General features: G+C 38.1%; 18 protein-coding genes and 1 pseudogene. 17 read left to right on the top strand and 2 right to left on the bottom strand.

All coding sequences use genetic code 11. The annotated features are described in order from the left end of the window. The first annotated feature begins 118 nt into the window (after positions 1-118). The 6 genes from LPB68_RS00265 (at position 119) to LPB68_RS23230 (ending at position 3,213) form a co-directional block, all read left to right on the top strand. Positions 119-643 (top strand): GNAT family N-acetyltransferase, encoded by a 525-nt coding sequence (locus LPB68_RS00265; RefSeq protein ID WP_068655169.1) that lies wholly within the window; start codon positions 119-121, stop codon positions 641-643. Positions 644-702: 59 nt separating this feature from the next. Continuing rightward, entirely contained in the window at positions 703-993 is a 291-nt protein-coding gene (locus tag LPB68_RS00270) for an NUDIX domain-containing protein (protein ID WP_257786622.1), read from the top strand. 187 nt (positions 994-1,180) lie between these two features. Next, a complete protein-coding gene (locus LPB68_RS00275) occupies positions 1,181-1,762 on the top strand; it encodes a TetR/AcrR family transcriptional regulator (protein WP_068655165.1) in 582 nt (193 codons plus the stop codon). Between the two features lie 13 nt (positions 1,763-1,775). Further along, a complete protein-coding gene (locus LPB68_RS00280) occupies positions 1,776-2,117 on the top strand; it encodes a DMT family transporter (RefSeq protein ID WP_068655163.1) in 342 nt (113 codons plus the stop codon). After that, on the top strand, positions 2,117-2,431 hold the full coding sequence (locus LPB68_RS00285) for a DMT family transporter (RefSeq protein ID WP_068655161.1): 315 nt from the start codon (positions 2,117-2,119) through the stop codon (positions 2,429-2,431). Before LPB68_RS00280 ends, LPB68_RS00285 begins: the two co-directional genes overlap by 1 nt. A gap of 518 nt (positions 2,432-2,949) precedes the next feature. Then, positions 2,950-3,213: a hypothetical protein gene (locus tag LPB68_RS23230; RefSeq protein WP_068655160.1), complete on the top strand. Its 264-nt coding sequence runs from the start codon at positions 2,950-2,952 to the stop codon at positions 3,211-3,213. 320 nt (positions 3,214-3,533) lie between these two features. Here the strand turns inward: LPB68_RS23230 and LPB68_RS00295 are convergent, their stop codons facing one another. Further along, entirely contained in the window at positions 3,534-4,916 is a 1,383-nt protein-coding gene (locus LPB68_RS00295; RefSeq protein ID WP_068655158.1) for an MFS transporter, read from the bottom strand. 112 nt (positions 4,917-5,028) lie between these two features. Here LPB68_RS00295 and LPB68_RS00300 point away from each other — a divergent pair, with 112 nt between their 5' ends. Continuing rightward, positions 5,029-5,916 carry a LysR family transcriptional regulator gene (locus LPB68_RS00300; protein WP_068655156.1) on the top strand — a complete coding sequence of 296 codons (888 nt, stop codon included), beginning with the start codon at positions 5,029-5,031 and terminating at the stop codon, positions 5,914-5,916. Positions 5,917-5,998: 82 nt separating this feature from the next. On the opposite strand, the pseudogene LPB68_RS22095 reads toward LPB68_RS00300, so the two are convergent. Then, positions 5,999-6,230 (bottom strand): annotated as a pseudogene (locus tag LPB68_RS22095) (transposase); the annotation flags it as partial. A 204-nt stretch (positions 6,231-6,434) separates the two neighbouring features. On the opposite strand from LPB68_RS22095, the gene LPB68_RS00305 reads away from it, so the two are divergent. The 10 genes from LPB68_RS00305 to LPB68_RS00345 all read left to right on the top strand — a co-directional run bounded on the left by LPB68_RS00305 (position 6,435) and on the right by LPB68_RS00345 (position 12,255). After that, positions 6,435-6,920 carry a GyrI-like domain-containing protein gene (locus LPB68_RS00305; protein ID WP_068655154.1) on the top strand — a complete coding sequence of 162 codons (486 nt, stop codon included), beginning with the start codon at positions 6,435-6,437 and terminating at the stop codon, positions 6,918-6,920. 268 nt (positions 6,921-7,188) lie between these two features. Beyond that, positions 7,189-7,473, top strand: coding sequence for a hypothetical protein (locus tag LPB68_RS00310; RefSeq protein ID WP_068655152.1), 285 nt, complete (start codon positions 7,189-7,191; stop codon positions 7,471-7,473). An 855-nt stretch (positions 7,474-8,328) separates the two neighbouring features. After that, a complete protein-coding gene (locus LPB68_RS00320; protein WP_068655150.1) occupies positions 8,329-9,108 on the top strand; it encodes a phosphotransferase family protein in 780 nt (259 codons plus the stop codon). Positions 9,109-9,198: 90 nt separating this feature from the next. Next, positions 9,199-9,339, top strand: coding sequence for a hypothetical protein (locus LPB68_RS22555; RefSeq protein WP_157756146.1), 141 nt, complete (start codon positions 9,199-9,201; stop codon positions 9,337-9,339). 3 nt (positions 9,340-9,342) lie between these two features. Beyond that, positions 9,343-9,696, top strand: a complete 354-nt coding sequence (locus tag LPB68_RS23715) for an NUDIX hydrolase (protein WP_332455163.1) — start codon at positions 9,343-9,345, stop codon at positions 9,694-9,696. Between the two features lie 66 nt (positions 9,697-9,762). Beyond that, entirely contained in the window at positions 9,763-9,972 is a 210-nt protein-coding gene (locus LPB68_RS23720; protein ID WP_332455162.1) for a hypothetical protein, read from the top strand. A 225-nt stretch (positions 9,973-10,197) separates the two neighbouring features. Beyond that, positions 10,198-10,470, top strand: coding sequence for a hypothetical protein (locus LPB68_RS00330; RefSeq protein ID WP_068655148.1), 273 nt, complete (start codon positions 10,198-10,200; stop codon positions 10,468-10,470). Between the two features lie 25 nt (positions 10,471-10,495). Next, the gene (locus tag LPB68_RS00335; RefSeq protein ID WP_082865574.1) at positions 10,496-11,011 is read left to right on the top strand and encodes a DUF6886 family protein; all 516 of its coding nucleotides are present in this window, start codon (positions 10,496-10,498) and stop codon (positions 11,009-11,011) included. Between the two features lie 261 nt (positions 11,012-11,272). Beyond that, positions 11,273-11,653: an NUDIX hydrolase gene (locus LPB68_RS22100; protein WP_232510150.1), complete on the top strand. Its 381-nt coding sequence runs from the start codon at positions 11,273-11,275 to the stop codon at positions 11,651-11,653. 86 nt (positions 11,654-11,739) lie between these two features. Further along, positions 11,740-12,255: a DinB family protein gene (locus tag LPB68_RS00345; protein WP_068655142.1), complete on the top strand. Its 516-nt coding sequence runs from the start codon at positions 11,740-11,742 to the stop codon at positions 12,253-12,255. Positions 12,256-12,463: the final 208 nt, after the last annotated feature.

Consider the following 12,463-nt stretch of genomic DNA (forward strand, 5'->3'; position numbering starts at 1 on the left):
ACCCGGACCTACGGTCCTTAAGCTACTTGAACGTCATCAATACAAAACGTTATGCGCAATACCCATAAAGACAATAAATAAACTACTAATCACCATAGTTGATGAGGTGGATAAAAAAATGACTAGTATTTCGTTAACCAGTCCTTCAATCGAATTACGGGAAGAATATATGGACTTCTACAGAGACTGGAAAGACTCTGGTGAAGAAATGGTTCCCTGGGTTATTGAAAAGGATCCGATTGAATATGAAGAAATGCTCGATTTTCTTTCAAAGAATGAGGATAAGCAGTTTATTCCGGAGGGGTGGGTGCCAAGTAGTACCTATTGGTTGGTGGTAGATGATCGTAAAGTAGTGGGTGCGGTTAATATACGACATGGGTTGACTGAAAAATTGTTTAATAGTGGCGGACATATTGGTTATGGCATACGTCCATCAGAAAGGAAAAAGGGTTACGCAACTAGGCTGTTAGCATTATCCCTGGAAAGAAGTAAAGAAATTGGAATCAGTAATGCTCTTGTGGTATGCGATGATTACAATATTGCATCTAGGAAAACCATTTTAAACAATGGTGGAGTGCAAGATAGTAATTTTATTGAGGAAGATGGAAACGTCATAAACAGATTTTGGATAAAGCTTGAATAGAGAAGAGTAAGTATTTCAAAGAAGATGGGTACAGCGCATAACCATGTGTTCACGCATCGGTGGACGAGCCGCCTGGGATTCCAGGAGGACTCATGGAATTAGGTGAAACGACAGAAGAATGTCTTAGGAGAGAAGTAAAAGAAGAAATTAATTTGGACATAAATTCACTCCAATTGTTTGGAGTATTTTCTGGGAATGAACTTTTTACTAGACTTAGAAATGGACATGAAGTTCTTGAAGGGCAATATTTTAATCTTAACGAAGTGCCAGAGAGTACTAATCCATATATTAAAGAGAAATTAAATCAAATGGGACCAAAGATAATACAACTTCTGAGAGCTAGTCAATGAAGCCCCCGACATCTGGACCAAGTAACATACCGTATGACAACTGTAAGACAGATCTGTAAGACGAAAAAAGAGGTAATCAATTCCTAGTATATTGTCTTCGCGCTGCGTATCGCTAAAAAATAAATTGAACTTTGACAATCTCTATGATAAACTAACAACCGTTAGTTAGTGATTTGGAGGAATGTATATGACATCACAAAAAATTATGAGTGTCGCGCTTCGCCATTTTGCGCGAAATGGATATGAGGGGGCCTCGCTTGCAGATATCGCTACAGAAGTAGGGATCAAGAAACCGTCTATTTATAATCACTTCAAGGGCAAAGACGACCTATTCATGGCGGTATATCAGGATGTGGCGAAAAGAGAGCTTCATTTTGTTGAAGCGTACCTGAAGCCTGACCGTCATGTGCAACTGGAACAACAGCTTTTTGGCTTCTTATCTGGATATAAAGAGCGGTATGAGAAAGAGGAGGATACTAAGTTTTTTTTGCGGATGTCTTTTTTTCCTCCCGTCCATTTGCAGCAACAATCGTTGAAGATGAGCTTGTTCTATATCGATCAAATGGCTGATCAAGCCAAAGTGCTGTTTCAATCCGCGAAGCAAGAAGGCTTGATCCATGCAGACGTTACTATTGAACAAGCGACGGGCGCTTATATGGCGGTTTTGGACAGTTTAGTTGTTGAAATGCTTTATGGTGATCACGACCACCTAATGAAACGACTTGAGGTTACATGGCATGTTTTTTGGCGGGGAGTAAGAAACATCTAGAGGAGGATTAGACATGAATCGTAGTTGGATTTCAATAATTATCGGTGCGCTATTTGAGGTTATGTGGGTCATTGGCTTTAAGCATGCAGATGATTTGATTACTTGGGTGGGGACTGTTGCCGCCGTCATCATATCGTTTGGCTTAATCATTATTGCATCTACTAAATTACCTGTGGGTACGGTTTATGCGGTATTTACAGGCCTTGGGACTGCTGGAACCATACTTTCTGAGATGATTTTATTCGATGAACCAGTTAAATTAATCAAACTATTACTCATTGCATTACTTTTGGCGGGCGTACTAGGATTGAAATTAGTCGGTGGCCCACCAAAATCTAAGGAGGTATCGGCTTAATGGCTTGGTTATCATTAATTTTCGCTGGCCTATTTGAAGTAGTAGGTGTGCTCGGAATGAACCGAATCAAACGTGACAATAACGCAAAGGCTTATCTGCTCTTTGTCGTGGGGATCATTTTTAGTTTCATTTGTTTGAGTTACTCAATGAGAAGTCTTCCGATGGGTACGGCTTATGCAATATGGACAGGTATTGGTACTGTCGGTGGTGCTATAGTTGGCATGTTTCTCTTTGGTGAATCCAAAGAATGGCGCCGTATTCTCTTCATTGCCATGATACTAGCTGCTGCTGTCGGACTTAAACTCATCTCATAATTACCACGTCAGCTGGTCGTACCAATAGCCGGAATATTCAGGGAGCCGGACCAATCACACGTATGCAACACCAAAATGGAGCTTGGATTAGTGCTACCTAAGTAGTAAGTTTGCTACCTTAAAGGTTACCCGGATTTTTAGGGTAGCTTTTTTATTCGTGACTTACTGTGGTACTTGATTAATTCTTTAAGTAATAGTTCCAAGGCTTCTAACGGACTATGAAAAGGAGATAGGAAAAGAGGAAGGTTATAGTAATTTCTTTATAAGAGATCCCTTTTTCACAATAGGATATTTATTAATAGAAGGATCTCTTAGATTTCCACATAGAAGAAATGAGATACTACCTGTTAGAAATATATTAGCAATGGAGTCAAACGAAAATAAATGCTTATATTTATCTATTCCTAAACCTGATATATCAAAAGGGCAATACTCAGAAGAGGGGCCATTTTTAGAGGGAGGAGATGTTTTAGTCCTGGATAAAACTATATTTGTAGGCAGATCAGGGCTTGCATCAAATGAAAATGGTATTAGATGGTATGCCTGAACAGTTTAAAGGTTGGGATAAAATACACGTAACATTAGAAGACGCTTCCAGACTTGCAACAAATGGTCTTCCTGTAAATGAAAATGTATATATTACAGATCATGAATTTAAATTTATTGGAGAAGAGTTAGAAAAAAGAGGAGTTAAGGTAGAGTATGTAGATTTTAAAATATCAAGAAGTTTCGGGGTCTCTTTCCGATGCAGCACTCAACCTCTGTTAAGAAGTGATGGCTAAATATTATTAGGGTAAGAGTTTTTCATTTCTCTTTATTATTTTTTAGTAGTTTATCATTACAATTCGGTTCCATTAAGCTCCCAGGAAACTATAGCTCAATAATAACAACGGCAGTCAAAATCTTACATTGTTGAAGATCAACCTTGACTGGCGCTGTTATAAAGCTATGGGAGGAGAGTGAGTCGGTCATCGGTGCAGAATCTTGTCATCCGCAAGTAGGTAATAATAAAGTGGTGTGTAACTACTCTGTCTAACAAGGAAATATGAGTCTCTTTCAAAAATGTGTGTTCAGACTAATTCGTTTTCTGAACTTGGTGAACTTATGACTCATGTAATTGCCTTGACTCCCGGCGGCGCCGACTCATGAATACCAAAGTCAATGCAATTACCGTGAGGATAATCCCAAGCACTTGAAATCCCTCGAAGTTGAACTTACCTCCCATTACGATACTTATCAACAAGGAAGAGAGAATGGTTCCCAGGTATCTTGATGTATTAAATAATCCGGATGCTACACCGATTATTTCTTTTGGAGAACTTTGGAATAATGCTGCTTGCATACCTACATTATTCAAACCGTTGCTGATACCAAATGTAGCCAAAGCCAAACACACGCTGATAACCGGTGAAGTTTGATTCAATATCACGAGCCACACCGACCCTAATGTCATCAGGATGGCGGACACCAGCAATGCCGGCCCTGGTCCTGATTTATCGATCCATCGTCCTGCTAATGGAGAAGTAACAAGCGAGCACAAGCCTAAGGTTAGCATGAGAATTCCTGTTTGGAACTCGCTGACATGACGTACCATTTGCAAGTAGGAAGGAAGTCCGAAAAAGAGCGAGTAATAAAGTACGTTAACGAGCATGAATTCGACATTAACCCAAGTCATCGCAGGATATTTGGCGAATGTACGTAAAGGAATAAAGGGTGATGTCGCTTTTAACTCATGTCGTACGAATACCCCCAGCAGGGCGAGGCCTATTAGCCCGACAATGACATTTCCTAATGAGATATGCCCTGATTTTGCTGAGAGTAATCCAAGGAGTAGGGCAACCAGCCCCACTGTGAAGAGCAGGATTCCTGACAGATCAATCAAATCAAACCATTTACGAAGGGACATACCCACTGCAACGGATGTTGATGGTTCGTCCTCAGGAATATTCCTCCAAGATAATAGAAAGCTCACCACCACGAATGGAATATTGACGAAAAAGATAGCAGGCCAGCCCCACCAGTGAATGATGACACCGCCAATAAAGGGTCCAATTGCTGCCGCTCCGGATAAGAATATGGACAAAACTGACAGCGCAGTCGCTTGTTTCTCCGTAATATGAATTCGCACAATGGCCATTCCAACCGCAACCATCATGCTTGTTCCGATGGCTTGCACAATGCGGAAAACGATGAGCCACCCGAAGGTTGGTGATAATGGAGCTAATAATGATGCAATGAAAGCTACAACAAGTCCGGTAAGAAATATCTTCCTACGACCGAATAAATCGCTGGCCTTTCCCATAACTGGTTGTGCGATAGCACTTGCAATGTAGAATGAAAAAATAATCCAGGAAACACCTGTAAAGTCAAGTTGGAACACATTTTGCAGACTTGGGATAGCAACAGAAACCATCGAAGAATTTAAAGGGTTCAGTAGTATCCCTAGACCAACTGAAATCATTAACCACCTGCTGTGAATACTCATTTTTACTCCCCCCAAAGCTTATTAATATCATCGTACTTGAAATTGTTTATTCGTTCCAACGCATTTCATATTATAATATCATTGACTTGAGGGAATGAATGGAGGGTGTAAAATGGAACTTCTTCAACTGCAATATTTTATCGCGGTAGCTCGTTTGGAACATGTGACCGAAGCTGCACAAACTCTACACGTTACTCAATCGTCACTAAGCAAAACGATTCAACGCTTGGAGGAGGATCTAGGAGTCTCTTTATTCGACCGAATAGGAAGGAACCTACGCTTGAATGAGTTCGGAAGGAGCTTCCTTCGCCGTGCAGAAAGGGCTTTGTTTGAATTGGAACAGGGGAAGCAGGAGCTTAGCGATTTATCCAGTCCGGAACATAACACACTCGAATTAGCGGTGACTACCGCAAGCACGTTGCCAAATATCCTTCGAGAGTTTCGGAAAAAGCGTCCAGATATTCAATTTCATGTACAAATGCTGACCACACAGGAAATGGTTACGCTTCTTGATAGAGGAGAGATTGATTTTTGCTTGTCCTCACCTCCTATAGAAGGGGATGACCTCGAATGTCAAATCGTGTTTATCGACCCAATCCTTGTAGCGGTTCCAAAGGGGCATCGGCTGGCAGATCGAAGCAGCGTATCCTTAACAGACCTAAGGGATGAATGGTTTGTTGGTGTAAAGAGAGGTTACGGTACTCGTGATTTAATTGACTCTGTATGCAAATCGGTTGGCTTTGTACCTAATTATGTGTATGAGGGGGATGAACCTGCAAGGCTTAGCGCTCTTGTGGAAGCCGAAATTGGCATAGCCTTTATACCAAGCACGGCAAGGAAATCACGGGAGGATATTAAATATCTCCAAGTAGAGAATCAAGAATTGGTACGGGAGATAGCTTTAATATGGCACAGGGGTCGGTACATTTCGCAGGTTGCTCTGGAATTCCGTGAGGTCGTTGTAGATTATTTTGGAATGATGTCCAAACAGACAATTTAATCATGTTGTGTTCTTTCAGATGATATTGATAATTCTTTAATCGAAAAAAGAATGGAAATATGCCGCTCTTATAGAAATTCATTTAGTTTTTGTTGGAGAACATTGCTAGAAGTTCTGATCGAGCTTTATCAAAGTCAATGTGTAGCAAAGTGTTGGTTATAGCCTTCAAACTGTGAAACCAAGAATTTTTCTAATGCTTCTTCATGGGGAACTTCCTCTTTACGACTCGTGTATTTCTTAATCTGTTTGTTAAAAGATTCGATTAAATTCGTAGAATAAATGCTCCTCCAGATCGATTTAGGAAAACTGTAGAAGTTATGAAACTACCACTTGAGGGTATTCACGCTTTGGGACTATCGTCACTCGGTTGTCAGATGTATAATCAAGGAAGATATAACAGACAACAAACGACCCAGCCTAAGATAAGTGCTATCTAAGGCTGGGTCGTTTTGTGGATACAGGAAGTTAGGTGAAATCCAATGCAAGAAAAATAAAAATAATTCAATGGAGGAGCATTCATGGAAGCTAAAATGATTCAAAGACAGGGAATGTTACTGGTAGGTATGGCATGTGACGTTACGCTGAAGGATGTACAAAAAAGAGTCACAATAAATTTGGCTGAACATTTTATGGCTAGAAAATCTGAAATAAATAATGTCATTAATACAAGAGAAGTATTCGGTTTATCTACAGATCCTGAGGATTATAATCCCGATTCAGATAAATTTGAATACTTCATCGGGATTGAGGTTTCTTCAATTACAGAAATGCCATTAGATATGGTTTATAGAGAAGTTCCAAAGAATGAGTATATTGTATTTACCTTTAAAGGACCTGCTGAAAATGCTGGTAAAGTTCATAATTACTTATATACAACATGGCTCAAAAGAAATGAGTACAGATTATCTGGCCTATTCAACATTGAAGTATACGATGAAAGATTTAAGGGACCAGAAGTAGAAGATTCATATACAGATATATATTTTCCAATAGTGAAGAAGTAAGGAATGTATGGGTAAACCTCTGATGGAATAGGACTTCACCTAACACGATATTTCACGCTTCGGGGCGGTCGTCGCCCCTCGGTCCGGATAGTAGAGTAGAAGTGGATTCGATTGATGTATTTTCAGTAGCAGGGAAGTAGATTCAGCCAGACACATCCGACTGGCTAACTGCGCAAGCGCAGCCGGTTCCTTCGGAGCCTTAAGCCATTCGGACGTCTGAAATGCGAAACGTTAGGCGAAATTCAGAAGCTGATTAAAAGAAAGGAATATGCACTTTTGGGTGGTTCAAAATAAAACTGTTCCGAATGAAATTCTAGAAGAATTAACAAACAGCGATGAATGGCGTGTAAGACATATGATCGCTTCGAAGAATAAGATCACTGAAACAATACAAAAGAAACTAGCAATTGATAGAGAGGTATTGGTCCGAAGTTCGATAGCTAGAAACAAAAAAGTAAAACTAAGCGTCTTACTATTATTAATAAATGACGAGGATGAAGAAATAAGAAACATGGCTAAAGAAAGAATATTTAAGGGCGAGTACAATGAATAAGTGTGAGTTGTCCAAATTGCACTTCGCCTAACATTACATTCCTACGTCTTCGCTGTCGCTCCTTGGTCGCCAAGAGGGAGTTCAGAGAAGCGGATTCAGGCAACACATCCAACCAGCTAAGTGGCAGAGCCGCTCGGACGTCAGGAATGAGATTACGTTATAAGAAATGGCCGAAAAAGAAAAAGGAGGGGTAATATGAGCGAATCCATAGTTGATAAAACAATAAATTCATTAAAGAAAAGACTATCAGAGTACAACAATATAATAACCTTGCAATTAAGTGAGGGATAATTAAGAAATTGCAATGGTTGTAATTTGTTCGACCATCCAGTCTATGGAGCAGAATCATATTTATATAAACTTGATGACATTATGTCACTTACATACGAGGAACCAGCTGAAGGGTATTTGAAAATTGGTTACTTTTATCAAGATAATATAGTTATAGATTTAAAGAAGTATAAGGAAGGACAGAAAAACTATTTATTAATTAAAGGACATATTGATCATTTTTATGAAGCAAGAGAGTTAAACATGAATTTTGAATTATGGTTCGATAGGTTTATCGTGAGTCAGGGTTCAAAGTTTTGGACGTGGTCCATTTACACAACAGAGAATTAATACTAATTAAGCTAGCAGTGTTTTTCGAAGAAATCGGCCACATCTCATAACATCACATTCCTACAGCGGGCATTGGCCCGTGATCGCTTAGAAGGATTTTTAAGGAGATTATTCAGGCGATACATTCAACCAGCTAAGTCTGACGACCCGTTCGCTACGGTCATTTAAGCTGTTTGAACGTCAGGAATGCGCAACGTTATCTGAGAGGGCACAAAGGGTGAAGAGGAGAGACCAATGGACATAAGTGATATTCCTGTTGAATTTGTAGATCAAATAGGATCGATTAAGAAAATTTCATTTCCTCAACAAGGGCATACTTCGCTTGTTATTAAAATTGAAACTCGTGATCATCAGTTCATTATTAAAAAGACTGAGCATGATTTATTTAATGAATGGTTATCGGAGGAACATCAAGCATTACAATATCTTTCGACTACTGGACTACCGGTTCCAAAGGTATATGCATTCCATATTCAAGATAAATCTAGATGGCTACTCATGGATTATATTGATGGAATTAGTTTGAGACATTTCCTTGGAAGTAAACCTAATCATAAGGATAGAGAAAAAGTTATATCTCACTATGGCTTATGCTTGAAGCAAATCCATGAAACCCAACGCCCTGTTGGATTGAGCAAGAATGATCAATCTTGGATAGATACGATGTTCATGAAGGCAAGCCACAATCTTGCAAATTATAACGTGGATGGCACTGAAGAATTGCTTGTACGACTGAAAAATGATAGACCTAAACCGATTGAGAATACTCTTATTCATGGTGACTTTCATACAAATAATGTACTAGTTAACAACAATAAAGTTATTGGTATTATCGATTGGCCTAGAGCTGCGTTTGGTGATCCGCGATTTGATATCGCTTTGGCTATCAGACCTAAGCAGGATGTTTTTGATCAAAAGGGGGATAAGGAATTATTCTTTGAATCCTATAGTAGATTAATAATATCAGATGAAGAATACAGGTATTTTCAGGACGGTTTGTATAAGTTCTTCTAAGTATCGATTCGAAGGTGCCCCGTCAGATAACAATGTGTAGAGGAAAGCCAGGATATCAAAATAAACCATGAGCATAGCGATTATAGGTGGATGACATTTAAAGAAGCCAAAGAAAAAGCCGCATTACCTGGAATTGATGATATTTTAGAATTTGTTGATAAGTATTTTGCAAAGAGCTATCCTCCGAAGTGGTTACGCATTGAAGGAAAAGTGATTAATAGAAAGGATTGAACTATGGATACTGAATTGTTAAATATTTTTGACGATAACAAAAAACAGATGGGTGTAGCAACTAGAAAGGAAGTACATACATTAGGATATTGGCATGAATCCTTTCATTGTTGGTTTGTTGGCAGAGAAATGGAGAAAAATTATATTTATTTACAGCTTCGTATTGAAATGAAAAGTGACTATCTAAATCTTTTAGATATTACTGCCGCTGGACATATAATGTCAGATGAATCTGTATCCGACGGAATAAGAGAGATAAAAGAGGAGATTGGTATTGATCTGACGATAGATGAATTAGAGCCCCTAGGTGTTGTAGATTACGAAGTTATTAATGGTAACTTCATCGATAAAGAATAATTAGCGAATGTTTATTTCTATTGGTATAATTCTACATTCGATGAGTTCATATTACAGAAAGAGGAAGTGTCAGGCATTTTCAAAGCTGAATTTAATGATTTCTACGCACTTTGGTTTGGTGAAAAAAGTCAAATTAATGTTCAAGGTTTTATTATTGATTGTAATGGGAATAGAGTCATGGAAAATAAAGTTGTTGGAGAGAAACAATTCGTTCCTCATGAGAAGTCATTTTATCAAACTATTGTGAAATTAATAAGTGAGAAGCTAATCGATTGATATTTAATGTGTAAGTATTTCGAAGAAGGCGCTGACACCCAATAACAACGTATCTACGCTGCCTCGCTAACACTCCTTGGTCTGCTTGAGAATTCTCAAAAAATTTGGATCAGGCAGACAACTCTGCACTGCCTATCCGTGATCGCTGTCACTCGCTTTAGGTAGTGAGGGTTCGTAGATAAAGGAACGTTATCTGAAAGAATCGCAAATATTGCATACAATAGTTTGGAGAAATTTTTAGCTTTTATTGATGAATATCAGAAAGGTATTGGAAATATTGATGCGGATTGGAGAAAGATTTTAGAACTCGGTTTTCTAAGCAAATTAGACTGGCTGGAATATAGTCTTAAACGATTGTTACAGATTGAATGCACAGATGAAAATGAACAGGAAATGGGGACAATTGAAGTAGTAGGAACAATAAATACCCTAAAACAATATGAAGAAATGGTTTCGGAATTAGAAACCTGGTTAAATACGTTAGATGCAATTGCTTAACAACAGTAATTCAGGAGGTATGTCGGTGAAACTTTATCATTTTAGTGAGGAATCGGATATAAGATTTTTTAAACCAAGAGTTAAGCATAACAGACAAAACATGCCCCCAGTAGTTTGGGCGATAGACCAGCAACATGAGTTTACCTTTTACTTCCCTCGAAACTGTCCAAGAATTGTTTATACAAGAACTGAAGGAATAAGTGATGAAGATAATAATAAATTCTTTGGACTTACAGATTCAAATATTGTTATCACAGTCGAAGGTGTTTGGTACAAGAGAATTAGTGAGACTACTATCTTTAGATATGAGTTACCAGGAGACAGCTTTAAATTATTTGATGAATTTGCAGGCTATTATATATCTAAAGAAACAATATACCCAATCGATATAAAACCAATAGATAAATTAATTGAAAGACTTGCAGACCTGAATATAGAAATTAGATTCACACCAAACTTACATCCATTAAGAGAATCTATATTAAACTCTACAATTAAAGATTTTGGAATACATAGATTTGAAAATGCTAGAAAGCTGTAAGTTATACAAGAACAAGCAACTACGTCTAATGCAATATTCGCGAGGCGGGCCATGCGTCCTTCATCTGTCCGAGGATTATTCGAAGAATAACTGTAAATGATATGGAAACCATGGTTGAATTCTACAAAGATGTAGTGGGACTAATTGTAAATTGGAACAGCAGATTCATCATTATATTTTGTGCATAAGAGAAGGATATGAACGTTCTATACCTGATGTATTTAACTGGTTATAAGCCTTCCACTGAATCTATTGGTATGCGTGTCTGTTATATCGCTGACTGCTGTATTAGGAGTGATTACAAATGAAGAAGGAAAAGTATTACTTTTAAAGCATGTATATCGTGAACAACCATGGGGGATGCCAGGAGGATGGATGGAATTAGAAGATCCAGAAGATGGATTGATAAGAGAAATTCATGAAGAGACGGGACTTAATATACAGATTACTGGTCTGTCCAGAGCTATTTTCGGACAGAAACCTAATAGAGTAGATCTTGTATTTAAAGGACGAATTACTGAGGGAATATTTAAACCAAGTTCCGAGATTTCAGAGATAGTATATTGTAACATTGATAGTTGGCCAGATGGGTTACCTATAGAACAAAGGAAATTAATTAAAGAGATTTTAAGTAATGGTTAAAGAATATTCGAAGATGGCACAAACATCTTATACCATCAGATTTCTACATCGTCGTTGACGCACCTTGATCGCCAAGAGGTGTACTTATGGATATTTCAAATGAACTGATTGAAAGTATGCTAGTCAAATTTAAGTCTGAAAGAAAATGGACTCTTCAAGCAATTCAACAACTATCAGAAGAAGATATTACTTGGGCTCCGAACTCGGTAAGCAACAGTATTGCGAATCTAGTTGCTCATATTCGAGGTTGTGGTCATTCACGAATCGAAACAATCTTTTTAAATATCCCTGATACAAGAGACAGGGATAAGGAATTTGAACATGGACTTATAATGACTAAGGAGCAGGCTTTTAACAAGACAAAGGAAGCATTCGATATAATTATTCTATTTCTCGAACACCTCAAGATAAACCCAAAATTATTGTTATCTCAACCTTCCCTTAATCTTCCACCTCTTACATATAGCCAAGTAAATAATGAGACAACTATTCTTAACCTAATGATAGCGATGGTTAGAGAGATTCATTATCACACAGGGCAAATAATATATATAGCTAAAATTAGGAAAGGACAGCTTGTATGGCAGTACAATGAAAATTAACGTTGTATTGAGGAAACTTGTCAGCTTATTCATTCGTTTGCTAACTGGACATTTACTTATCAGTTGTAATACAAACTCTGAAGATAGCAAGCAAAACACTTTACCGAAAATTGATAACTTAATAATAGATAATAATGAGGCAAGATTAATAAGTCCATCAAATGATCAACCGCTTGAAATGCGGATGCAATCGATTTTCAGAACGTTC

The organism is Paenibacillus crassostreae (assembly GCF_001857945.1).
Classification (GTDB): Bacteria; Bacillota; Bacilli; order Paenibacillales; family Paenibacillaceae; genus Paenibacillus_AQ; species Paenibacillus_AQ crassostreae.

Excerpts from the sequence above, each read along its gene's own strand:
- LPB68_RS00265 (WP_068655169.1), top strand. The coding sequence starts at position 119 with ATGACTAGTATTTCGTTAACCAGTCCTTCAATCGAATTACGGGAAGAA.
- LPB68_RS00275 (WP_068655165.1), top strand. The coding sequence starts at position 1,181 with ATGACATCACAAAAAATTATGAGTGTCGCGCTTCGCCATTTTGCGCGA.
- LPB68_RS00280 (WP_068655163.1), top strand. The coding sequence starts at position 1,776 with ATGAATCGTAGTTGGATTTCAATAATTATCGGTGCGCTATTTGAGGTT.
- LPB68_RS00285 (WP_068655161.1), top strand. The coding sequence starts at position 2,117 with ATGGCTTGGTTATCATTAATTTTCGCTGGCCTATTTGAAGTAGTAGGT.
- LPB68_RS23230 (WP_068655160.1), top strand. The coding sequence starts at position 2,950 with ATGAAAATGGTATTAGATGGTATGCCTGAACAGTTTAAAGGTTGGGAT.
- LPB68_RS00295 (WP_068655158.1), bottom strand. The coding sequence starts at position 4,916 with ATGAGTATTCACAGCAGGTGGTTAATGATTTCAGTTGGTCTAGGGATA.
- LPB68_RS00300 (WP_068655156.1), top strand. The coding sequence starts at position 5,029 with ATGGAACTTCTTCAACTGCAATATTTTATCGCGGTAGCTCGTTTGGAA.
- LPB68_RS00305 (WP_068655154.1), top strand. The coding sequence starts at position 6,435 with ATGGAAGCTAAAATGATTCAAAGACAGGGAATGTTACTGGTAGGTATG.
- LPB68_RS00310 (WP_068655152.1), top strand. The coding sequence starts at position 7,189 with ATGCACTTTTGGGTGGTTCAAAATAAAACTGTTCCGAATGAAATTCTA.
- LPB68_RS00320 (WP_068655150.1), top strand. The coding sequence starts at position 8,329 with ATGGACATAAGTGATATTCCTGTTGAATTTGTAGATCAAATAGGATCG.
- LPB68_RS22555 (WP_157756146.1), top strand. The coding sequence starts at position 9,199 with ATGACATTTAAAGAAGCCAAAGAAAAAGCCGCATTACCTGGAATTGAT.
- LPB68_RS23715 (WP_332455163.1), top strand. The coding sequence starts at position 9,343 with ATGGATACTGAATTGTTAAATATTTTTGACGATAACAAAAAACAGATG.
- LPB68_RS00345 (WP_068655142.1), top strand. The coding sequence starts at position 11,740 with ATGGATATTTCAAATGAACTGATTGAAAGTATGCTAGTCAAATTTAAG.